Here is a 20,477-nt window from a genome sequence, read left to right as displayed (position 1 = left end):
GGCCCTCGCACGGATTGTCCGATTCTCAGATCTCGGGTGCCTGGGGCACGTCGAGCTCGGTGTGGACGTGGTGGTTGAAGTAGTTCGTGAGCAAGTTCAGCGTCACGTGGGCCGAGAGCTCGGTAAGCTGCTCCTCGCTCCACCCCGCGTCCAGTGCGGCCTGCCATGCGGCGTCGCTGGTGTTGCCGACCTTCGCGGTGTACTCCCGCGCCAGGTTGAGCAGCGCGTCGAGGGCAGGGTCGAAGTCCGCCTCGCCCCGACGGATAGCGATCATCTCGTCGTCGCTGAGGCCAGCCTTCTTGCCGCCGCCGGTGTGGGCGGACTGGCAGTAGGTGCACTCGTCCTGGTTGCCCACCGCCAGTGCGATCGCCTCGCGGGTCCTGGCGTCGAGCAGCGTGTGCTCCCGGATGACGTCCTGCAGGGCGACGTAGGAGTGCAGGACTGTGGGTGAGTGGGCCATCTCGCCGTGGATGTTGAGCACCTTGCCGTACTTCGCCTCGAGCTGCTTGAGCGCGTCGCGGCTGGCCTCGGGTGCGCTGTCCGTGGTGTGGACGGGAATGCGGGGCATGTCTCCTCCGAGAGATCGGGTTCGGTTGTCCCTGAGGCAACCCGGCCACGACGGGGCACGATTCCGCGCCAGGGTGTGGATGGCGTCACGTACCTCTTCTCAGCCGATCGGGAAGGAACCCGGTCCTCCGCCGGGTTCCGTAGGCACCCAGTCACCAACCCAGCAGCGAGGTCAGCATGAAGGCAGTGTGGAACGGTGCCACGGTCGCCGAGAGCGACGACACGGTGGTCGTGGAGGGCAACCACTACTTCCCAGTCAGCTCGGTCCGCGAGGACCTCTTGCGCCCGTCGTCCAAGCGAACCTCGTGTGCATGGAAGGGACAGGCCTCCTACTACTCGCTCGAGGTCGACGGACAGGTCAACGAGGACGCGGCCTGGTTCTACGCCGACCCCAGCCCCGCGGCCGCCCAGATCAGTGGCCGGGTGGCCTTCTGGAAGGGCGTCAAGGTGACGGACTGACATGGTTGCACCGACATCGACCCGACGCCTGGCCGGACTGGTGGCTGTGCTCGCGCTGTTCGCGTCCGGATGCGGCAGCGGGGGTGTGGCCTCCACGGCCGACGACACCTCGACCAGCAGATCGACGACAGCCACGCCCGCCGTGCTCGACTTCACCTCCGAGACCGTCGACGGTGACACCTTCGACGGCACCTCGCTCGCAGGCAAGCCGACCGTCTTCTGGTTCTGGGCACCCTGGTGCCCCACCTGCTGGGCCCAGATCTCGGGCGTCAGCGAGCTCGCCGAGACCTACGGCGCCGACGTCAACGTCGTGGGTGTCGGATCGCTCGACGAGCGTGAAGCCATCGAGGGATTCGCTGCCGAGGTGTCTTCCGACGTCACGCTGCTCGCGGACCCCGACGGCGCCGTGTGGCGTCAGCTCGGCGTGACCGCCCAGAGCACCTACCTCGTCCTCGACGAGGCCGGGACGGAGCAGGCCTCGGGCTACCTCGACGACGCCGACCTGGCCGCCCTCGTCGAGGACCTCGCGGGCTGATGTCCGAGGGCCTGCTCGTCGTCGCCGTCGGCGCCGGCATGCTCGCCGCCGTCAACCCGTGCGGATTCGCCCTCCTCCCGGCCTACGTCTCGCTCCTGCTGGCCGGGAGCGACTCGCTCTCCCGCCCCGCGGCCGCGGGACGTGCCGCCGCGTTGAGCGTGGCCATGACCGCGGGGTTCGCAGGTGTGTTCGCCGTCTTCGGCCTGGTCATCTCGCCGGTGGCGGGTCAGCTGCAGCGCCACCTGCCGTGGTTCACGGTCGTGCTGGGGGTCACGCTCACCCTCATGGGCCTGTGGCTGGCCGCGGGTCGCAGCCTCTCGCTCCCTCGCCTCGGTCGCTCTGGTCGCACGCGTGACGCCCGGCCGCTGACGCGGTCGTTCTGGTCGATGGCCGGCTTCGGGGCCAGCTACGCGGTCGCCTCCATCTCCTGCACGATCGCGCCCTTCCTCGCCGTGGTCGTCGGCGGCTTCCGCAGCGGCTCCGTGCTCGAGGGGATCACGCTCTTCGTGGCGTACGCCGTGGGGATGGGGCTGGTGGTGGGCACCGTGGCCGTGGCAACCGTCTTCGCCTCGCCCGCGACGGTCGGGCGGCTCAGGGGCGCCGGTCGCTGGGCTCCCCGAGCGGCGGGCGCCCTGCTCGCAGCGGCCGGAGCCTATGTCGGCTACTACGGCTGGTGGGAGCTTCGGGTCCTGGCCGGCGGAGACCCCGACGATCCCGTTATCAAAGCGGCCGCCTGGCTCCAGCAGCAGCTCGCGGGCCTCGTGGACTCCATCGGCCCCCTCGGGTGGCTGACCGCCGGAGCGCTGCTCCTCCTCGCCGTCCTCGTCGCGCGGCGACGAGCCCGTGGCGGCCGGAGGGACGCGGCGACGGGAGGAAGGGCCGGACGATGAACGCCACGGCACGGCTCGCGGCCGCAGGAGCACTGTCGTTCGTCCTGGGGGCCTGCGCGACCACTCCGGGCGAACCCGCCGACCGCGACGAGGACCGGACCTCGAAGGCGGAGGTCGACGACGCGGGCACCGCCACCGGCGGCGAGAAGCCACCGTCCGCGCTCGACGACCCGACCAACCCCGACTTCCCCGAGCCGCTGATCGACCTCGACGACCTCCTGTCCGGCGGACCACCACCCGACGGCATCCCGTCCATCGACTACCCCCTCTTCCAGCCGGTCTCCGAGGTGAACTGGCTCGAGGACGACGAGCCCGTGCTCTCGCTGACGATCAACGGGAAGACCAAGGCGTACCCGATCCGGATCATGACGTGGCACGAGATCGTCAACGACCGGCTCGCCGGCGTCCCCGTCGCGGTGACCTACTGCCCGCTCTGCAACTCGGGTGTCGCCTTCGAGCGCACCATCGCGGGCGAGACGACCACGTTCAAGGTCTCCGGCAAGCTCTACGCCGACAACCTCGTGATGTACGACCGGCTCACCGAGTCCCTGTGGCCCCAGCTGACCGGCCGGGCGTCCGTCGGCGCGCTCACCGGGACACAGCTCGAGAGCATCCCGGTCGGAGCGGTCGGCTGGCGGCAGTTCCGCGAGGAGCACCCGGACGCGCGCGTGCTCAGCAGGTCGACCGGGCACGACCGGGAGTACGTCACCAACCCCTACGTCGGCTACGACGACCCGGACTCCGAGCCGCTCTTCGCGCTCCCGACCGGCCGGGACGCCCGCCTGCCATTGAAGGCTCGCGTGGTCGGCGTCGGCGAGGGGAAGAACGCGGTTGCCGTCTCGCGGGACCTGCTGGCCGACCGAGGCGTCCAGCACGTGGCGCTGGGCCAGGAGCGGGTCGTGCTCTGGCACGCCCCCGGACAGGTCTCGGCACTCGACACCCAGCAGATCCCGGACGGCGCGGAGATCGGGTCGGTCGCCGCCTTCCTCGCCGACACCCCCGGACGGGCCCTGAACTTCGAGCGAGCCGACGACGGCACGTTCCGCGACGCGCAGACCGGCTCGGTCTGGAACCTGTTCGGCCGCGCCACCAGCGGGCCGCTCGCCGGCGAACGGCTCACGGCAGTCGAGCACCTCGACACGTTCTGGTTCGCCTGGGCCGCCTTCCAACCCGAGACCAGGCTGGTGGCGAATCCCTGAGGGACCACGCCCGAGCCGACGGTCTCGCCGGCCTGACCGGGTCAGGCGTTGACGTGGTCACTTCTTCCTGGACTTCGGTGGCAGGGCGCCGACGTACGCCGCGGAGCGCTCCACCCAGGCCTGGGGCTCAAGCACGTCGGGGATGGTGGTGTAGCCGCCCATGGGGCGCTCTTCTGGCCCGAACGGCCCGCCACCGAGGTCGCGGAGCTGGGTGGCGCCCTGCTCGTCGAGCTTGACGCCGATGGAGCTCCCGAAAAGCCCGGCGAACATGTTGCCGTTCACGAAGGCGCCGAGCTGGCCGAACATCGGCTTCACCTCGACACCCGGGATGTGTGCGACCGTCTCGATCAGGTCCCGGAACCGGTTCTTGTCGTCGTCGCTGGCCTTGGGCATCTTCACGGCTGCGATCACATGCCCGGGGTCGGCTGGGCCTCGTGTACCTCGATCGTGCAGCCGCCCGGCATGGTCAGGTGCGGGTGGCTCTCAGCGAGGGCGAGAGCGGCGTCCATGTCCTCGGCCTCGAGGAGGGTGTAGCCCACGACCTCGCTCGCGCTGGGGCGGGTGCCGTCCGGGGTGACCTGGACGCCGCCCGCGAGCGGGGTACCGAAGTCGACCATGCCCTCACCGACGCGGCCGGCCCAGGCCATCCACTGGCCCATGACGGCTTCCATCTCGGCGGGGTCGGGTGGTGTGGCGTCGGCGGGCTGGGTCGGCGCGTGGTAGGTGAACAGGTACTTGGTCATTGGACTGACTTCCTTCTCGGGTAGGCGGACATGTGGTCGGTTGGGGCGAGGCTGGCTGTCAGGCGCTGATGGGCGTTCGGCCGGCGTAGGCCGCGAATGCGTCGATGGGGCTGGCGTCCGGGGCGGGAGTGATCTCGTCGCCGAAGGACCGACGGCGACCACCCTTGATGAGGTCCTCTCCTGCCTCGCGGACATAGGCGACGACCTCGTCGGAGACGTGCAGTTGCTGAGCGGTGGCCTGGGCGAGGTCCCAGCCGTGCAGCAGCAGCTCGACCGGCAGGATGCTGGCCAAGAAGGCTGCAGGCGCCTCACCTCCACCGAACGGCAGCGTGCCGGCGAGGTCCACGGTGCGCCAGGCATCGATCATCTGGCCGGCAAGGACCGAGACCTTGTCCTCGGCGCTGCCCTGCTCGGGGATCGTCAGGGAGGCACCGGCCACGCCGGCGAGCTGGACGAGTGAGCCGAGCAGGTGCTCGACCAGTTCGTGGGCGGTGAAGTCTTCGCACGGCGTGCGCTTGACGCGGTCGGTTTCGGTCAGGTTGCGCAGGACGGGCTGGATCACAGCCAAGGCCGCCTCGGCCGCAACGAGCGGGGTGAGGTCCTCGGGCGCGTACGCCCACTCGTCGGGACCGGCGTCACCGGTGGCTGCGAGCTTCTCCAGCCGGTCGAAGAAGTGGTTCCAGCCCTCGGCGTGCATGGCGGCCTGCGCCTCGGTGAGGCCCTCGTGGACCAGGGTCACGAGGGTTCCGTCCTCGGCGGGTTCGACAGTGATGGTCACGGTCGAGGCGTCCCTGGGAAGGTCCGGGTTCTCGTCCCAGCCCCACCCGAAGACGACGCGACGGCCGGGCTCGACCTCCCGGTAGGTGCCCTCAGCCACGTGGCCAGGCGTGACGGTCCACCTGTAGGAGCCGCCGGCGCGCAGGTCAACCGTCGCGGCGATTGTCTGCCAACGGCGCAGCCGCTCGGGTTCGGTGATGAGCGCGAAGGCCTCGTCCGTCGAGACGGGCAGGAGTGCGGTCTTGGTGAAGCTCACTGGTTCTCCTTCAGTCGGTGCGCGTCGGCGACGAGCAGGTCGAGCTCTGTCGTCCAGAACCTGTCGATCTCGGCCTGCAGACGCTGCAGTCCCGACGGCAGGACCCGGTAGATCCGGGTGCGACCCACCTTCTCCGCATCCACCAGGCCGGCCTCCGCCAGCACGAGGAGGTGCTGGCTGATCGCCGACCGAGTGACCGTGAACTCCTCCGCCAGCTCCCCCACACTCCTGGGACCCGTGGCCAGGAGCTGCAGGAGGCGTCGGCGGTTGGGTTCCGCGGCAGCAGACAGTGGGTCAGTCACAACCCAGAACACGTTAGTCGTGACTAACGCACCTGGTCAAAGACCTGGTCCCCGGCCAGCTCGGCTGATCAACGAGCTTCTCTTAGGTGCCGCACGACACACCCGCCCGCGCTGCCTTCTGGCGCCGGGCCGGTGGGCCCGGGTCAACTGAGCGCGTCGGCGAGCTCCGTCAACGACGCGACGCGGAGGTCGGGCGCCCCGAAGTACGACGGGTAGCGGCCGTCCGACCGGTCGATCCAGGCCGTGGCCAGCCCCGCGCGTCGGGCACCGTCGATGTCCCAGGGATGTACTGCGACGAGCATGGCATCCATCGGCTCCACGCCGCACTGCTCCAAGGCATAGGCGTACGCCCGCAGGGCTGGCTTCCACACACCCTCGTCCTCGACGGTGAGCAGGCGCTCGAACAGGTCGCGTACGCCGGCTCGCTCGAGGAGCGCGTCCGCGACCGCGGCGGACCCGTTGCTCAGGGTCACCAGCCGGATGCCCAGCGCGGCCAGGGCCCGGACGCCCTGCACGACGTCGGGGTGCACCGCGAGCTCGGAGAATCCCTGCATCACGTGGTCGACGGCCGCGTCGAGCGGACTGTCGAGAGGCTGGCCGTGCAGCCGGACGCGCAGCGCCTCGGCGCCGAGCGTGGCGAACGACTCGATGTCCCCGGAGACCGTCACGGCGAACCCGTCCCGCAGCAGCTCGGCGAACCACAGCTTCGCGAGGTGCGCCGGCGCGCCGACGTCCTCGAAGCGGGCCGACAGCGGCGTCATGTCCGACAGGGTCTCGTTCACGTCGAAGACCAGCAGCCGCGGGCGCCGTGGTCCGTCGGGGCTGACCGGGTGGTCGGAGCTGGGCGGTAGGTCGGTCATGCGATCTCCTCGTCATCTTGGGCGGCGTCCACCAGTCTTGCGCGCCAGGGGCCACCACTCCAGAAGTCCGGGGCCGGTCCGGCGACCATCCGTTTTCACAGTCCCGTGTGGGCGCGCAGCGAGGCGAGCGCATCGTCCAGCTCGACCCTCCCGACCGTGCCCCGACCGGCGATGGTCGTGTCGGGGTAGAGGAACCAGTCCATCCGGTCCGTGACCGGATGGCGGCGCACCACCACGGCCACACTCCCCCCGCTCGGCAGTCGGACCCGGGTCGCCAGCTGCGTCGTCCAGGCGATCCGTTCGCGGGCGACGCTCACCAGCGGTCCGGGCGCGGACAGGCGGAACGCGATTCGGTGCTGGAGGAGGGGTGCCTGCCCGATGAGGGTCATGGTCGACGTCGGGTCGTCCCACTCGATCCGGGCGATCTGCTCCCATCCCCATCGGGACCAGTCACCGAGACCCTCCGGCGGTTCGAGACGGTGCAACGCGACGTTGGTGGCGACCACGGCCGCATCGGACTCGTCGCAGGCACCGACCAACTGACGTTCCCGCGGTGCCAGCTCCGCGAGACGACGCAGCGCGGCCGGCTCCAGGGCACGCGTCGCGAGCGCCGCGATGGCACGGCGGGCCGACCGCCACACACCTGGCCCGGACGCCGGCGCACGTGGCAGGAGACGGGGCGGGCACACGTACGTCGCCACTCCCCTCACCCCCGCCTGCCGAGTGGCGTGATCATGGAACGAGTCTCCGCCCGGATCGCGATCCGCTCGGTGACGGCGCTCACACAGCGCGGCTCGGCTTCCCGGAACAGGACGGTCCCTCACACGTCAGGGCCCTGCAGGTCACGCAGGGCGTCTTCGATGCCGCGGTGGAAGGTGGGGTACGCGTAGATCATCTGCCGCAGCTCGCGAACTGGCACTCGTGCGTGTACGGCGACCGCGAGCGCGCCCAGCACCTCCCCGCCGTGCGGGCCGACCGCGGTCGCTCCGACCAGGACCCCGCGACCGGTGTCCTCGATGAGCTTGACCAGGCCTTCGTTGCCGCTCTTGTGGATCCAGCCCCGCGCCGAGCTCGACGTCTGGCTGCTTCCTACGCGCACCGTGAGGCCCGCGTCACGGGCTTGGGCCTCGGTGAGCCCTACTGAGCCGACCTCGGGGTCGGTGAAAGTCACCCGCGGCACCGCGTGGTACGACGCGGCTGGACCGTCCTGGCCGAGGATGTCGCGCACCGCGATGCCGGCTTGGTACATCGCGACGTGGGTGAAGGCACCGTGACCGGTCACGTCGCCGATCGCCCAGAGTCCTTCCGCCGCTCGCAGGCGCTCGTCGACGTCCAGCACCGGGGCGTCGACGTCCACGCCGTACTCCTCCAGGCCGAGGCCGTGCAGCTCGGGGCGTCGGCCGGTGGCAACCAGCAGTCGCTCTGCGATCAGGGTGGTGCCGTCATCGAGGGTGACGGCGAACCCGGCCGCATCGTGGCTGACCCCGGTCGCGGTGGCTCCGACGTGGATCGCGACGCCCTCATCGGCCAGCACCGTGCGAACGGTCTCCCCGGCCTCAGGCTCCTCGGCGGGCAGCAGGTGCCTGGCCGCCTCGACGACCGTCACCTCAGTCCCGAAGCGGGCGAAGACCTGGGCGAGCTCGAGCCCGATGGCGCCGCCGCCGAGCACCACGAGCGACTGCGGGGGCTGCTCGGTCGCTACCGCCTCGCGGTTGGTCCAGTACGGCGTGCCGGCGAGCCCGGAGATGGGCGGCACGGCAGGGACGGTGCCGGTGGCGACCACGATCCCGCCCCGTGCGCTGAACACCTGGTCCTCGATCGCGACCTGTCCTCGGCCGGTGATCCGGGCTCGGCCGCGGACGAACCGGCCGCCCTTGCCCTCGAACCGGTCGACGGCGACCTTGTCGTTCCAGCTGTCGGTGGCCTCGGCGCGAATCCGCTGGGAAACCAGGCTCCAGTCGGGGCGGATGGATGCCTCCCCCGCGATCGCGGCGGCACGGCGGGTCTCCCCGATGATCCCCGACGCCCTGATCATCATCTTGGTCGGGACACAGCCCCAGTAGGGGCACTCGCCGCCGACCAGCCCGGCCTCGACCCCGACCACGGAGAGCCCTGCCTCGGCGAGCTTGCCCGCCACTTCCTCTCCTCCGACCCCCAGCCCGATGACCACCACGTCGACCTGCTCCGTCATGTCTGACTCCTGCTCCCGCTCGGCTCGCGCCAGCTGCGCGACGTCTGTCTGTGAAACCCACCGACCGGACGAGCCCACCGCACAGTGTCAGCGTGGTGACACAGTTCCCTCCCCGGCTGGCGGCAAGCCAGTCCCACCGTCGCCTTCCCCGCGTACTGTGATCCAGGTCACCGCGGGCCGGCGTCGACGGGCGCAGGCTCTCCCCTATGAGTCGGCGGATCCTGGGGTTGTTGACGGCGGTCGTCATGCTGAGCGCTGCGTGCAGCACCGAAGCCGGTTCTCGACCACGAGTCGATGCCGAGGTCGATGCCGAGGTCGAGGTCGTGGGCGCCTCGGCACTCGACGACCCGCGCCACCCTGGGTTTCCCGAGCCGCTGATCGACCCGGACCACCTGTTCTCCGGTGGGCCGCCCCCGGACGGCATCCCCCCGATCGACGACCCGAAGTTCGAGCCTGTGTCCGACGTCGACTGGCTCGAAGGAAACGAACCCGTGCTGTCGCTGACCGTCGCTGACGAGACGCGCGCCTACCCGCTGCAGGTGATGGCCTGGCACGAGATCGTCAACGACACCGTCGGCGGCGTCCCCGTGGCCGTGACGTTCTGCCCGCTGTGCAACTCCGGCGTCGCGTTCGAGCGTCGGGTCGAGGACCGACTGCTCGACTTCGGCACGTCCGGCCTGCTCTACGTCGACAACCTGGTCATGTACGACCGGCAGACCGAGTCGCTGTGGCCGCAGCTCACTGGGCGGGCCTCGGTCGGGGTGCTGACCGGCACCCGGCTCGAGTCCATCCCGATGGGCATCGTGGGGTGGAAGCAGTTCCGGGAGTCCCACCCGGAGGCGATGGTGCTCACGCGCGACACCGGCTTCGTCCGGGACTATGGCAGCAACCCCTACGTCTGGCGCGACGACGACCCCAACGGCGACCTGTTCGCGGACCCCCCGGGCGGCACCGACAGGCGACTTCCGGTCAAGGAACGCATCGTCGGCATCATGGTGAACGGACAGTCGGTAGCCGTTCGTCGGTCGCACATCGTCGAGCGACGACTGGTCGAGCTGACAGTGGGCGGGCGGGACCTGGTCGTGTGGCACCGGTCGGGCCAGGCCTCAGCCCTGGACGCCGATGGCTACCACGACGGTGAGGAGGTCGGCACCGTGGGCGTCTTCCGCCCGCTGCTCGACGGGCGTCGCCTCACCTTTGCCGTCCGGGCCGGTCGCTTGATCGACGAGCAGACCGGCTCGGCCTGGAACGTGCTGGGCGAGGCGACCTCCGGTCAGCTCACGGGCAGCCGCCTGCCCGCCGTGGTGCACCTCGACACGTTCTGGTTCGTCTGGGTGGCCTTCCGCCCCCGCACTCGAGTCGTGGAGTAGGTGCCCGCAGGCGTCTGGTGACGTGGACGATGTGCCACGCGGCCACGCGGCCACGTGCCGCGCCCGCTACCGGTGCGGCGGAGTCGGAGCGGTCCACTCAGGTGTCGACTGGCGGCCCGCCGTCCGGATCGTCAGGCCTTCGTCGTCAGGCGTCTTCACCCAACGTGGTCCCAGCTCCGGGCGAGTGGGGTGGAGTGCTGGACGCGTCGAGGTATCCGATGCTCGAGACCACATAGGGGATCGCGTAGTTGGCCAGCACGCGGAAGGCCATGGCGGGGTCGGCATCGCCGGCGAGCAGCTGCGAGCCCTGGTTCACTGCAAGCAGGACTGTGCCCACGACCACCGACACCGGCAGCGCGACCCGACGCGTCCGTCCACACAGGATCGGCCAGCACCACTTGGACCAGGCGGCCGACCGCATGGTCGATTGGCGGCGGGCTCTGAGCCCGATGGTCACTCTCTCGTGACCTTCAGACCGTCAGGCCCGCTTGTGCAGGCCCGCTGCGACCAGCAGGCCGGCGACGAGGCCGAAGAGCAGGTGCTCAGTGAAGAAGACACCCCATCCGGCCATCTCGGCCATGTCCGCGATCGGGTTCATGCCAGCCATCGCGCCCTCGCCGAGGTCGTTCACGCCGAAGATGGACGCCGCCAACGGCAGGCCCACGAACGCGCTGGCCACGAACACGATCGCGCCGTAGACCACCCCGACGAGGGCGAGGACGCCCGCGCGGAGCCTCCGGTTCGCGACGGCGAGGCCAAGGAGCGCGCCGTACATGGCACCGGTCATCATGTGGATCACGAGGCCGAGGAACGCGACACCGCCGGTGATGGCGAAGGCATCGCCCTGCTCCATGGCCGCCATCATCGACTGCATCATCGCGGTCGGATCTGCGAAGAGCGTCGCGATGTGGTGCAGCGGGGTGAAGAAGCCGGTGTCCTTGAGGTAGGACGCGACCATGGCGTAGATGCCCATGGCAATCGAAGCGATGACCCCGGCGCCGGCGCCGTAGGCGGCGCCACGCACCAGGGTCGGGCGCGTGTTCAGTTCAGTCGTGGTGCTCATGGGGGACCTCCTGGGGTCGGGCTCGGGCGGATGTGTGACACCACGTTGTCGCGGTCGGAGGGATGGTTCGGTGAGCGGCGTCACACAAGCGCGGACAGGTTGCGCGGCGCAGCTCGGCCCGGCGACCTCGACGGCTTGGTCGTCAGAGCATCGACCCGAGGTCCGACCCGACGGTGGGGTAGGCGGCGGTCATCGACTTGAGCTGGCGAGTGGTGATGTTGAGCTTCATGGCGAGTCCGAGGATGTTGACGACCTCGGCGTACTCGGGACCTAGCAGGTGGGCACCGACGACCAGGTCGGTGGAACGGTCGACGAGGATCTTGGCCGCGGCCGTTGCCTCGCCGACGCGATAGTTGCTGTACCAGCCGCCTGTGTCGTGGTAGCGGACGTCGACGTCGATGCCGCAGGCCCTGGCCTCGTCCTCGAGCAGGCCGACGCGCGCGAGTTCGGGGATGGTGAAGACCGCGGTGGGAACTCCGGCATAGTCGGGCTGCGTCACGGTGCCCTTGATCATGTTGGACGCGGCAACCTTGCCCTCGATGACGGCGACAGGGGTGAGGGGCATGCCGGGGCTGTCAGCGGAGTCTCCCGCGGCGTAGACCACAGGGTTGGTCGTGCTCTGCAGGTGCCCGGCCACGCGCACGCCTCGCTCTCCCCAGTCCGCGCCGGCGGCGTCGAGGTCGAGGCCCGAGAGATCTGCGGTCCGGCCGGCGCCGTGCACGACCAGGTCGCACTCAAGTGTCTCCCTGGTGCCGGAGCTGTCGAGCTCGGCCAGGTAGCCGGTCGGGGTCCTCTCGACCGCGACGACCGTGGTGGAGGGTCGCACGTCGATCCCCGCGGCCGCGCTGCGCCCGACCAGGAGGTCAACCAGGTCGGGATCGAACCCCTTCAAGGGTCGCACCCCGCGGTCGACGATCGTCGGGGCGCTGCCAGCGCGGGCGACGATGTGGGCGAACTCGAAGGAGATGAAACCGCCGCCGACGAACAGGATCCGGGCGGGAAGCGCCTCGAGGTCCAGGAAGTCCGTGCTGTCGATCAGGTGCTCGCGGCCGGGAAAGTCGAGCGGACGGGGTCGTGCCCCGGTGGCGATCAGGAAGTGCCCGGCCTCGAAGGACTTGCCGTCGACCTCGACGGCGTTTCGGCCGGTGAACCGGGCCCGGCCGTGGAGGGTCGTCACGCCGTGTCGGGCGAGGTCGCGCTGGAGGTTGCCGGGGACGGGATCGGTGAAGCCGCGCTTGTGCTTCATCAGGTCGGTCCAGTTGATCGACAGCCCCGTGTCGTCGATGCCCCGGCCGCGCATCAACCGGGCACTGTCGACGACCTCCGCGCCCCGGCGAAGGATCTTCTTCGGGTCGCAGCCCCGGAGCGCACAGGTCCCGCCATAGGGGAGGGCGTCGACGATCGCGACGTCCCAGCCCTGGCTGGCGCACTTGTTCGCGGCCGCGACGCCGGCCATGCCGGCACCGATCACGATCAGGTCGTGGTTCATGATCATCGCGCGCCTCCCCTCCGCTCGCGAACGCTCCGTAGACCGAGCACCGCCAACACCACTCCGAGACCGACCAGGGTCCAGCTGGCCAGCGAGACGCCGGCGAGGAACCCCAGGAGGCCGAGTGTCGCCAGTACCGGGAGCCCGCAGCAGATGCCCACCGCCCCGAACAGCGCGGCCAGGCCGAGCCCTGGGACGCGGTCACCCATGCGCGAGGGCCGTGCGCAGCTGCTCGAGCGTGGGGGCGCCGGATGGTCCGTCCGGCGTCTCGTAGACACGGCAGGACAGGCCCACCGCCGTGTCGGCGTCGGCGAACGGGTCGACGCCGTCGAGGAGGATGCTCGGCGAACCGTGGAAGCCCCATCGCTCGGCCTCCTCGACGGACTCGACCAGATGGTGGGTCACCGTGAGGTCCGGTCGCTCGGCTGCGATCGAGGCGAGACGCTCGTGGGCGACCTTCCAGTTGGGGCAGTCGGCGAAGTAGAGGAGATCGATGTTCATGTCGCGACCGTAAACGTTGATGTGCAGGAGAAGGTCAAGCGTTACGCTGGACCCGTGCTGATCGGCGAGGTGGCGGAGTCTGCGGGTGTGACCAGCCAGACGATCCGGTTCTACGAGCACGAAGGGCTGCTGCCACCACCCGGCAGACGCGGCAACGGTTACCGCGTCTACGACAGGACGACGCTGAACCGCCTCGCGTTCATCCGTTCCGCACAGTCAGCCGGCCTCACGCTCGCGGAGATCCGGAGCATCATCGACGTCCGGGACGCAGGAGAAGTGCCGTGCGGTCACGTGACCGCCGTCCTGCAAGCCAAGCTCGATGCGGTGGCCGCCCGGATGCGTGAGCTCGAGATTCTTGCGTCGGAGCTCGACCATCTCCTGGAGCGCGGGCGGGCCCTGGACCCCGGGGACTGCACCGACACCGACATCTGCCACATCCTTTCCGAGGCCCCCTGACAGCTGCGTTCCGGCGTCAGGGCTTCGTCGCCAGCGTCAGGGCGAACTCGTCCATCGGGTCGGTCCAGACGCTGGTGACGCCGAAGCCGGCGTGCTCGAGCTCGGCGGCGAGCTCGCTGAGCCGGAACTTGGTGGAGATCTCCACCCGGATTTCGTCACCGACCGCCAGGTCGAGGACCACATCGGCTCCCGGGATGGCCACCCGCTGCGGAACCTCCGAGCGCAGCCGCAGGTCCATCCGCTCCATGTGCGGGTCCCAGAACGGGACGTAGGAGAACGCGTCGACGTCAAAGTCGGCGCCGAGCTCGCGATTGAGCACGACCAGCGAGTTCCGGATGAACGCGTCGGTCACCCCTCGGGCGTCGTCGTACGCCGCGATCAGGCGGTCCGCGCTCTTGACCAGGTCGGTGCCGAGGAGCAGGGAGTCGCCCGGCTCGAGCTGGTCGGCGAGCGCCCCCAGGAAGGCGCGCCGCTCCTCGAGGTAGAGGTTGCCGATGGTGCCGCCGAGGAAGGCGATCATCCGCCGGCTGCCACGCGGAAGGTGGGCCAGGTGCAGGGTGAAGTCCCCGACGACGGCGGCCACATGGACCCCCGGGTAGCGCTTCGCGATCAGGGCCGCCGCGTCGCGGAGGGTCCGCTCGGAGACGTCGACCGGGGAGAACGACGTGAGCTGGCCGGCCTCGGTGAAGGCGTCCAGCAGCAGTCGGGTCTTCTCGCTGGTCCCTGATCCCAGCTCGACCAGCGTCGTCGCGCGACTGGCTGTGACGATCTCGTAGGCGTGCTCCTTTAGGATCGATCGCTCGGCGTCGAACGGGTAGTACTCGGGCAGGCGGGTGATCTCGTCGAAGAGCTCGGATCCCCGGTCGTCGTAGAGCCACTTGGGCGGCAGCGTCCGCGGGTGCTGGCTCAGGCCTCGACGGACGTCCTCGACCAGGCTGCTGCTGGCCCAGTCGGGGTCGAGCAGCACGCGGACCGAGGGCTCAATCGGGGCCGTCATGCTGCCGTCCCACCACGGGTCGCCGGCGCCCCGCCATCGGCCAGCCGGACCCCGGAGAGAGCCCAGCGTGCACTTGGCGGGAAGAAGTTCCGGTAGCTGTCGCGGACATGACCTGCCGGGGTGAGCGCACAACCGCCGCGCAGGACCATCTGGTTGGACATGAACTTGCCGTTGTACTCCCCGATCGCACCTGCGGCAGGGTGGAAACCCGGGTAGGGCAGGTAGGCCGAGGATGTCCATTCCCAGCAGTCACCCCAGGCCTGACGCAGCTTTCCGGTCGAAGGGCCGGCCGCGCGCGGGTGAAAGCTCTGTGTGTCGGCGAGGTTGCCCACCAGGTGCTGTGCGTCCCGCGGGCCCGCCTGCCTCACGCCGTGCTCCCACTCGGCCTCGGTGGGAAGTCGCTTGCCGGCCCAGGCGGCGTACGCGTCGGCCTCGTAGTGGCTGACGTGGCTGACGGGCAGACCCGGGTTCACCGGCCAGGTGCCGTTCAGGGTGTGCTCGAACCAGACCCCGTCGAGGTTCAGCCAGTAGAGGGGCGCGTCCCAGCCCTCGGCCTTGACCTTGGCCCAGCCGTCGGAGAGCCAGAGCTCCGGGCGCCGGTAGCCGCCGTCAGCCATGAACGCCAGCCATTCGCCGTTGGTGACCAGACGGTCGGCGAGCCGGTACGGCTCAAGGTAGACCTGATGCTCGGGCAGCTCGTTGTCGAAGCAGAAAGCGTCGCCGCGGCAACCGATCTCCACGAGGCCACCTTCGACGTCGAGCCAGTCGATCTGGTCTGGTTCGCTGACGGCGGACGGCGTTCCGGCGTAGACCGGCTGTAGCGGATTCATCGAGAGCACGTGCTTGATGTCCATCAACAGCAGCTCCTGGTGCTGCTGCTCGTGGTGGAAGCCGAGCTCAATGGTGCTGGTCAGCTTGTCCAGCGTGCCCTGGTCGAGCGAGTCCACAAGGTCGCGCATGCGAGTGTCGACGTTCCCGCGGTAGATGCCCACGTCGTGGGCTCCCGGCCGGCTGACCACGCCACGTTCGGCGCGGTTGTAGCGCGGCCCGACGGCCTCGTAGTAGCTGTTGAAGAGGAACCAGTACTTGTCCTGGAACGGCGAGAACCCGCGCTCGTTCTCGGCGAGGACGAACGTCTCGAAGAACCATGTGACGTGGGCGCGGTGCCACTTGGTCGGGGAGACGTCCGCCATCGACTGGACCGTCTGGTCCTCCGGCGAGAGCGGTGCCGCAAGCAGCTCGGTGTGGGTTCGGACCTGGTCATAGCGAGCCACGAGAGCTTCTGCAGTCCACGGGCTGGACGTCATGACGGAGCCTCCTCTTCGACTGGACGAGTCCAGCGACGCTATCGCGGCCAGATGCCGCCTTCTGTGACCGCGGACACCGTCGCACGCCAACAAACGCCGCCTGGTGCCGACGGGGAGCAGCTGGTCCCGGGCTCCGGGCCAGCTCAACCACGGCGTCCGTGTTCCTCAGGAGCGGCGCCACTCCCGGGGCGATCCCAGGTCCCAGCGTGGCTGTGTCCCAGGTCCTGCTCGGCAAGGGCGCGCACGGACGTACCGGTCTCCCCGCGCCGCAGCCAGGCCAGGGTGTGGTCGTGTGCTCGTCGGATCAGGTCGTCGGCCTGGCTGAAGTCCGTCGGCCCCACCGCGATCGGGCACAACGGAGGCACCACCCGGAGGTCGACCGCCGCGGCGTAGTGCCGCGCGTCGAGAATCAGGCGCTGGTGCACCATCAGGCTCGCGGCTTGCAGGGCCACACCCAGGGCGCCCCGAGGCGGGTGATCGAGCGCGCACGAGTATCCGGTGGCTAGCACCCAGACCGTGTTCGCACCCAGGGCGACGGCGTGCGAGATCGGCGCGTTGTTGACCACGCCGCCGTCGATCAGGGCTCGCCCGTCGATGAGGACGGGCGGCAGCACGCCCGGGATCGCGGCGCTTGCCAAGATCGCGTCGACGACATCGCCGCTCGAGAGCAGGACGTCCTTCCCGGTCAGGAGGTCGGTGGCCACCACGTGCAGCGGAACCGCCGCGTCTTCCAGACGCTCGAAGCGCAGGTGGGCACTCAAAAGCTGACGCACACCACGGTCGCTGACGAGGTGGTCGCTGACCCCGAGGAATCCCAGCAGGCCGCCCATGGGCCGCGTCGGGAAGACATCACCGCGCCGCAGCGAACGCCAGACGTCGCCCAGCGCGCTCAGGTCCTCCTGCCCGGCGACCCAGGCACCGTTCACCGCGCCGACCGAGCTACCGACCACGAGGTCTGGCACCACGCCCGCCTCGTCCAGCGCGGCAAGCATGCCCGCCTGCGCAGCGCCTAGATTGGCGCCGCCGGACAGCACGAAGGCAGTCGCCATCGTCAGCCTCCTCCCTCGACCCGCCGCAGGCGGGCTCCTGCACAGGGAAGTCCTCGGCGACGCGGTTCCTGACTCGACTGTCACCTCGATGACGGTCTTCTCACGGCTGCGGGGCAGAGACCTCGGCGAGCGCCGTTGCGTCGAGGATCTGCACCTTGCCGTAGCTGAGCGCCACGAGCCCGTTCCCCGCGAACCGGCGCAGCACCTTGTTGACCGAGGGCCGGCGGACGCCGAGGAGGGCGGCGACGGTCGTCTGGGTCAGGTTGACCACGTCGTCCACGCGCTCCTCCAGGAGGAGCTGGGCAACCTGAACCTCCAGCGGCTCCCCCAGCAGGCTGGTCAGTCGTGAGTGGGACCGCGCGAGCCGTTGGGACACGCTGGTGAGCCAGCGACGCGAGACGTGAGGATGGGTCGCGAGCAGCTCCTCGAAGGCGCTCCGGTCCAGGATCAGACAGGTCGTCTCAACGTTTGCGCGGGTCTCGTAGGGCATCCGCACGTTGAGCAGCATCTGGATGTCGCCGTCGATGTCACCCGCCCGCAGGGTCTGGATGACCAACCGCCCGGTCGACCCGTGCACAGCGAGCTCGAGACAGCCCTCGCGGACGATGCACACGGCCGTCGGCTCGTCCCCGACCCGCGCCAGCGGCTCACCGGCTGCCAGCGTCCGCACCCGGATGAAACGGGCCAGGTCCTCGACGTCCTCGAGCCGCAGCGGGGTCGTCCCCGCGTGTCCCACACAGCGGGACACCCACAAGGCATCACGGAAGGCGGCCGACTGCTCCTCACGTCTGCGCATCCCGAACCCTCCTCCGCTCCCGCCCGGCCGGGAGTGTCACTTGGATGACAGTCGGGGACGATACCGGACCAGACGATCCTTGTGAGGGGGTCAAGCAGACCCAACGCCGCACAGGAGATCACCATGCCCCGCATCCCCGTCCACACCACCCAGAGCGCGCCCGAGAACAGCCGCGACCAGCTGAAGGCACTCGAGGCGACCTTCGGCACGGTCCTGAACATCCACGGCGAGATGGCGCACTCCCCGGCAGTCCTCCAGTCGTACATCGCGATCCAGCAGGTCATCGACGACTACGGCTCGTTCGACGGCCGCACCAGGGAAGCCATCGCGCTCGCGGTCGCGAACGTCGACGAGTGCTCCTACTGCCAGGCAGCCCACACCGCCGGGGGCAAGGCCGCCGGCCTCACCGGGGACGAGATGGTCGCGGTGCGACGCGGCGGCGCCGGGTTCGACCCGAAGCTGGACGCACTGCTGGACCTGGCCCGCGAGTACACCGCGAACGTCGGATCGGTCCAGGACACCACGTGGCAGGCAGCCGTCGATGCCGGATGGACCGACGAGCAGCTCACCGAGCTGTCCGTGCACGTCACGTTGAACCTGTTCACCAACTACTTCAACCACTTCGTCGGGACGGAGCTCGACCTTCCCGAGGCCCCCGCCCTCTGAGGAACCAACCCGACCAGGGCCCCAGCAGGGGTACCGCAGGGGTACCGCAGGGGTACCGCAGCATTCGGGTCGTAAGGAGGGCCAGGAAGGAACCGACTGGCCGGCCGGGTTCCTTGGTCAGCCACGGGGACGCTCCCCCGGCCGAGAGGAACACACCCGTGCGCAGCCTGCGAGTCGAGGTCGGTGTCGTGTCGCCGGTGCCCGTCGTCGTCGACGGCGGGCCCGGGGCACGGCAGGAGGTCTGAGCGATGGACTGGACCGTCTACTGGTTCATGCTGCCCGTCTGCATCGCGATCGCCGGCGTCGCCATGTTCTCGGGCATCAGCGGGGCGGCCATGCTCATCCCTGTCTTCCTGATCGGCTTCCCGTTGCTCGGCGTACCCCGGCTCTCGACGGTCGAGGCAATTGGGACCTCGCTCCTCCTGGAGACCTCCGGGTTCGGCATGGGGCTCTACCGCTACTTCCGGTTGCGACTCGTCGACTCAGCCACCGCCTGGCGACTGATCGCCCTCACCCTTCCGCTGGGGGTCCTCGGCGCCCTGGCCTCCGCACAGGCACCGGTCCAAGGACTCCGGCTCGGGTACGGCGTCGCCATGGTGGGACTCGCCGTGCTCCTCGTCCGCGAGACGCATCCCAACGAGTCATCCGTCGATTCCGTCCCGCCGGCCGCCGGGCGAGTGTCCGGACGTGGCATCGCACCGGGGGCCGCGTTCGCCCCCTCGGTCGGCTCCGCACATCCACCCTGCCCGGCCGGAACGGCTCGACACGTCACCACGACCGACGGGACCGAGTACCTCTATTGCGCTCACGGCCTCCGCGGCCAGCAGCTGCTCTCGGGCATCGGCGCCTTCTTCGCCGGGCTGATCTCGACCGGCGTAGGGGAGGCGACCCTCCCCGGGCTGGTCCGTCGCTCACACTTCCCGGTCGCAGTGGCCGCCGCGACGTCGACGGTGGTGGTCGCCGGCACCGTCGTCGGCGCAGCGGGCACACACATGGTGCAGCTCGCCACGCACGGCGGACTCTCCGCCATCCCTTGGAACCTCATCGTGTGGGCCGTGCCCGGTGCGGTTCTCGGTGCGATCCTCGGAACCGGGCTGCAGGGGAAGGTGAGCCCCCGGCTGACCCGGTGGTTCTTCGGCGGACTCTTCCTCACCATCGGCGTCACCTTCCTGCTGGCGTTCACGGTTTTCAGCAGCACCTTCGCCTGAGGCTCCCCCGTCTTTGCCACAACCGGAGACTGTCTCCGACCTGACAGTCCTGCAGCGCTGGGCGAACCAGAGGTGTTGTCTCACATGAGAGAGCCCCTGCATGAGGAGGAAGAATGATGGTCGACCACGACACCGCCCTGGTCCTGACGGACCCGCAGAACGACTTCCTGAGCGAGGCCGGCGTGGCTTGGGAGCTGGTGGGCGAGAGCGTCCGGGAAGTCGGGACGATCCAGAACATCGAGCGCCTCCTGGAGGGCGCGACAGCGGGCGGCGTCCCGATCTTCGTCTCCCCCCACTACTACTACGCGCACGACCACCAGTGGCGCTTCGGTGGGACGCTCGAGCAGAAGATGCACGAGATCGGGATGTTCGACCGCCGCGGTCCCCTCACGCTGGAGGGCTTCGAGGGCTCGGGCGCCGACTGGCTGGACCAGTACAAGCCGTACCTCCAGAGCGACGCCACGATCGTCACGAGCCCGCACAAGGTCTACGGCCCGCAGAACAACGATCTCGCCCTGCAGCTGCGCAAGCGCGGCATCGGCCGAGTGATTCTCGCGGGCATGTCGGCCAATCTCTGCGTGGAGTCCCACCTGCGAGACCTGCTCGAGCACGGCTTCGACGTCACCGTCGTCTCCGACGCCACCGCGGCCGCCCGGCACCCCGACCTCGGCGACGGCTACGCGGCGGCGATGACGAACTTCCGCTACCTCGCGAACGCGGTCATCGACACGGCGGAGGCTGCCAAGGCGCTCTCCGGCTGACCCGAGACGGCGCCCGTGGGACGGCGGCACGCGGG

The 20,477-nt window shown here is 69.8% G+C and carries 25 protein-coding genes; 9 read left to right on the top strand and 16 right to left on the bottom strand.

Features of this window, described 5'->3' with window-relative positions:
* Nucleotides 1-25: 25 nt before the first annotated feature.
* Nucleotides 26-568 carry a carboxymuconolactone decarboxylase family protein gene (locus IE200_RS17865; protein WP_191280840.1) on the bottom strand — a complete coding sequence of 181 codons (543 nt, stop codon included), beginning with the start codon at nucleotides 566-568 and terminating at the stop codon, nucleotides 26-28.
* 176 nt (nucleotides 569-744) lie between these two features.
* On the opposite strand from IE200_RS17865, the gene IE200_RS17860 reads away from it, so the two are divergent.
* The 4 genes from IE200_RS17860 to IE200_RS17845 are packed head-to-tail and all read left to right on the top strand — an operon-like array spanning nucleotide 745 to nucleotide 3,650.
* Nucleotides 745-1,026, top strand: coding sequence for a DUF427 domain-containing protein (locus IE200_RS17860; protein ID WP_191280839.1), 282 nt, complete (start codon nucleotides 745-747; stop codon nucleotides 1,024-1,026).
* A 1-nt stretch (nucleotide 1,027) separates the two neighbouring features.
* Nucleotides 1,028-1,561, top strand: a complete 534-nt coding sequence (locus tag IE200_RS17855; protein WP_191280838.1) for a TlpA family protein disulfide reductase — start codon at nucleotides 1,028-1,030, stop codon at nucleotides 1,559-1,561.
* Nucleotides 1,561-2,451 (top strand): cytochrome c biogenesis CcdA family protein, encoded by an 891-nt coding sequence (locus tag IE200_RS17850; protein WP_191280837.1) that lies wholly within the window; start codon nucleotides 1,561-1,563, stop codon nucleotides 2,449-2,451. Before IE200_RS17855 ends, IE200_RS17850 begins: the two co-directional genes overlap by 1 nt.
* Complete coding sequence (locus tag IE200_RS17845) at nucleotides 2,448-3,650, top strand: DUF3179 domain-containing protein (protein WP_191280836.1); 1,203 nt, start codon at nucleotides 2,448-2,450, stop codon at nucleotides 3,648-3,650. Before IE200_RS17850 ends, IE200_RS17845 begins: the two co-directional genes overlap by 4 nt.
* A gap of 57 nt (nucleotides 3,651-3,707) precedes the next feature.
* On the opposite strand, the gene IE200_RS17840 is transcribed toward IE200_RS17845, so the two are convergent.
* The 7 genes from IE200_RS17840 to IE200_RS17810 form a co-directional block, all read right to left on the bottom strand.
* Nucleotides 3,708-4,043: a TfoX/Sxy family protein gene (locus tag IE200_RS17840; protein WP_229856773.1), complete on the bottom strand. Its 336-nt coding sequence runs from the start codon at nucleotides 4,041-4,043 to the stop codon at nucleotides 3,708-3,710.
* 14 nt (nucleotides 4,044-4,057) lie between these two features.
* Complete coding sequence (locus IE200_RS17835; protein WP_191280834.1) at nucleotides 4,058-4,393, bottom strand: YciI family protein; 336 nt, start codon at nucleotides 4,391-4,393, stop codon at nucleotides 4,058-4,060.
* Between the two features lie 58 nt (nucleotides 4,394-4,451).
* Entirely contained in the window at nucleotides 4,452-5,426 is a 975-nt protein-coding gene (locus IE200_RS17830; RefSeq protein WP_191280833.1) for a TIGR03086 family metal-binding protein, read from the bottom strand.
* A complete protein-coding gene (locus tag IE200_RS17825; RefSeq protein WP_191280832.1) occupies nucleotides 5,423-5,728 on the bottom strand; it encodes an ArsR/SmtB family transcription factor in 306 nt (101 codons plus the stop codon). Before IE200_RS17825 ends, IE200_RS17830 begins: the two co-directional genes overlap by 4 nt.
* Before the next feature lie 143 nt (nucleotides 5,729-5,871).
* Nucleotides 5,872-6,588: a haloacid dehalogenase type II gene (locus IE200_RS17820; RefSeq protein ID WP_191280831.1), complete on the bottom strand. Its 717-nt coding sequence runs from the start codon at nucleotides 6,586-6,588 to the stop codon at nucleotides 5,872-5,874.
* A gap of 95 nt (nucleotides 6,589-6,683) precedes the next feature.
* Complete coding sequence (locus tag IE200_RS17815) at nucleotides 6,684-7,094, bottom strand: hypothetical protein (RefSeq protein ID WP_191280830.1); 411 nt, start codon at nucleotides 7,092-7,094, stop codon at nucleotides 6,684-6,686.
* Between the two features lie 314 nt (nucleotides 7,095-7,408).
* Complete coding sequence (locus IE200_RS17810) at nucleotides 7,409-8,779, bottom strand: dihydrolipoyl dehydrogenase family protein (protein WP_191280829.1); 1,371 nt, start codon at nucleotides 8,777-8,779, stop codon at nucleotides 7,409-7,411.
* 206 nt (nucleotides 8,780-8,985) lie between these two features.
* Here IE200_RS17810 and IE200_RS17805 point away from each other — a divergent pair, with 206 nt between their 5' ends.
* Nucleotides 8,986-10,149, top strand: a complete 1,164-nt coding sequence (locus IE200_RS17805; RefSeq protein WP_191280828.1) for a DUF3179 domain-containing protein — start codon at nucleotides 8,986-8,988, stop codon at nucleotides 10,147-10,149.
* Nucleotides 10,150-10,294: 145 nt separating this feature from the next.
* Here the strand turns inward: IE200_RS17805 and nrtS are convergent, their stop codons facing one another.
* The 4 genes from nrtS to IE200_RS17785 form a co-directional block, all read right to left on the bottom strand.
* On the bottom strand, nucleotides 10,295-10,606 hold the full coding sequence (nrtS, locus tag IE200_RS17800; RefSeq protein WP_191280827.1) for a nitrate/nitrite transporter NrtS: 312 nt from the start codon (nucleotides 10,604-10,606) through the stop codon (nucleotides 10,295-10,297).
* Between the two features lie 21 nt (nucleotides 10,607-10,627).
* Complete coding sequence (locus tag IE200_RS17795; protein WP_191280826.1) at nucleotides 10,628-11,212, bottom strand: hypothetical protein; 585 nt, start codon at nucleotides 11,210-11,212, stop codon at nucleotides 10,628-10,630.
* A 142-nt stretch (nucleotides 11,213-11,354) separates the two neighbouring features.
* A complete protein-coding gene (locus IE200_RS17790) occupies nucleotides 11,355-12,707 on the bottom strand; it encodes a dihydrolipoyl dehydrogenase family protein (protein ID WP_191280825.1) in 1,353 nt (450 codons plus the stop codon).
* Nucleotides 12,708-12,902: 195 nt separating this feature from the next.
* Complete coding sequence (locus tag IE200_RS17785) at nucleotides 12,903-13,202, bottom strand: thioredoxin family protein (RefSeq protein ID WP_191280824.1); 300 nt, start codon at nucleotides 13,200-13,202, stop codon at nucleotides 12,903-12,905.
* A 54-nt stretch (nucleotides 13,203-13,256) separates the two neighbouring features.
* Here IE200_RS17785 and IE200_RS17780 point away from each other — a divergent pair, with 54 nt between their 5' ends.
* The gene (locus IE200_RS17780) at nucleotides 13,257-13,658 is read left to right on the top strand and encodes a heavy metal-responsive transcriptional regulator (protein ID WP_191280823.1); all 402 of its coding nucleotides are present in this window, start codon (nucleotides 13,257-13,259) and stop codon (nucleotides 13,656-13,658) included.
* A 16-nt stretch (nucleotides 13,659-13,674) separates the two neighbouring features.
* On the opposite strand, the gene egtD is transcribed toward IE200_RS17780, so the two are convergent.
* From egtD to IE200_RS17760, 4 genes are all read right to left on the bottom strand, one after another.
* Entirely contained in the window at nucleotides 13,675-14,655 is a 981-nt protein-coding gene (gene egtD / locus IE200_RS17775) for an L-histidine N(alpha)-methyltransferase (protein WP_191280822.1), read from the bottom strand.
* On the bottom strand, nucleotides 14,652-15,929 hold the full coding sequence (gene egtB / locus IE200_RS17770; RefSeq protein ID WP_229856763.1) for an ergothioneine biosynthesis protein EgtB: 1,278 nt from the start codon (nucleotides 15,927-15,929) through the stop codon (nucleotides 14,652-14,654). Before egtB ends, egtD begins: the two co-directional genes overlap by 4 nt.
* Nucleotides 15,930-16,105: 176 nt before the next feature.
* Complete coding sequence (locus tag IE200_RS17765; protein ID WP_191280820.1) at nucleotides 16,106-17,011, bottom strand: patatin-like phospholipase family protein; 906 nt, start codon at nucleotides 17,009-17,011, stop codon at nucleotides 16,106-16,108.
* 100 nt (nucleotides 17,012-17,111) lie between these two features.
* On the bottom strand, nucleotides 17,112-17,807 hold the full coding sequence (locus tag IE200_RS17760) for a Crp/Fnr family transcriptional regulator (protein WP_191280819.1): 696 nt from the start codon (nucleotides 17,805-17,807) through the stop codon (nucleotides 17,112-17,114).
* A gap of 123 nt (nucleotides 17,808-17,930) precedes the next feature.
* On the opposite strand from IE200_RS17760, the gene IE200_RS17755 reads away from it, so the two are divergent.
* The 3 genes from IE200_RS17755 to IE200_RS17745 all read left to right on the top strand — a co-directional run bounded on the left by IE200_RS17755 (nucleotide 17,931) and on the right by IE200_RS17745 (nucleotide 20,442).
* Nucleotides 17,931-18,473 (top strand): carboxymuconolactone decarboxylase family protein, encoded by a 543-nt coding sequence (locus tag IE200_RS17755; protein WP_191280818.1) that lies wholly within the window; start codon nucleotides 17,931-17,933, stop codon nucleotides 18,471-18,473.
* A 248-nt stretch (nucleotides 18,474-18,721) separates the two neighbouring features.
* Nucleotides 18,722-19,681 (top strand): sulfite exporter TauE/SafE family protein, encoded by a 960-nt coding sequence (locus IE200_RS17750; protein WP_191280817.1) that lies wholly within the window; start codon nucleotides 18,722-18,724, stop codon nucleotides 19,679-19,681.
* Nucleotides 19,682-19,794: 113 nt separating this feature from the next.
* On the top strand, nucleotides 19,795-20,442 hold the full coding sequence (locus tag IE200_RS17745; protein ID WP_229856760.1) for a cysteine hydrolase: 648 nt from the start codon (nucleotides 19,795-19,797) through the stop codon (nucleotides 20,440-20,442).
* The last annotated feature ends 35 nt before the right edge of the window (nucleotides 20,443-20,477 follow it).

The sequence above is a fragment of the Nocardioides flavus (ex Wang et al. 2016) genome, assembly GCF_014653115.1.
Classification (GTDB): domain Bacteria; phylum Actinomycetota; class Actinomycetes; order Propionibacteriales; family Nocardioidaceae; genus Nocardioides; species Nocardioides flavus.
The sequence above is the reverse complement of the archived record's forward strand: the minus strand, read 5'-3'. Positions and strand labels throughout refer to the sequence as shown.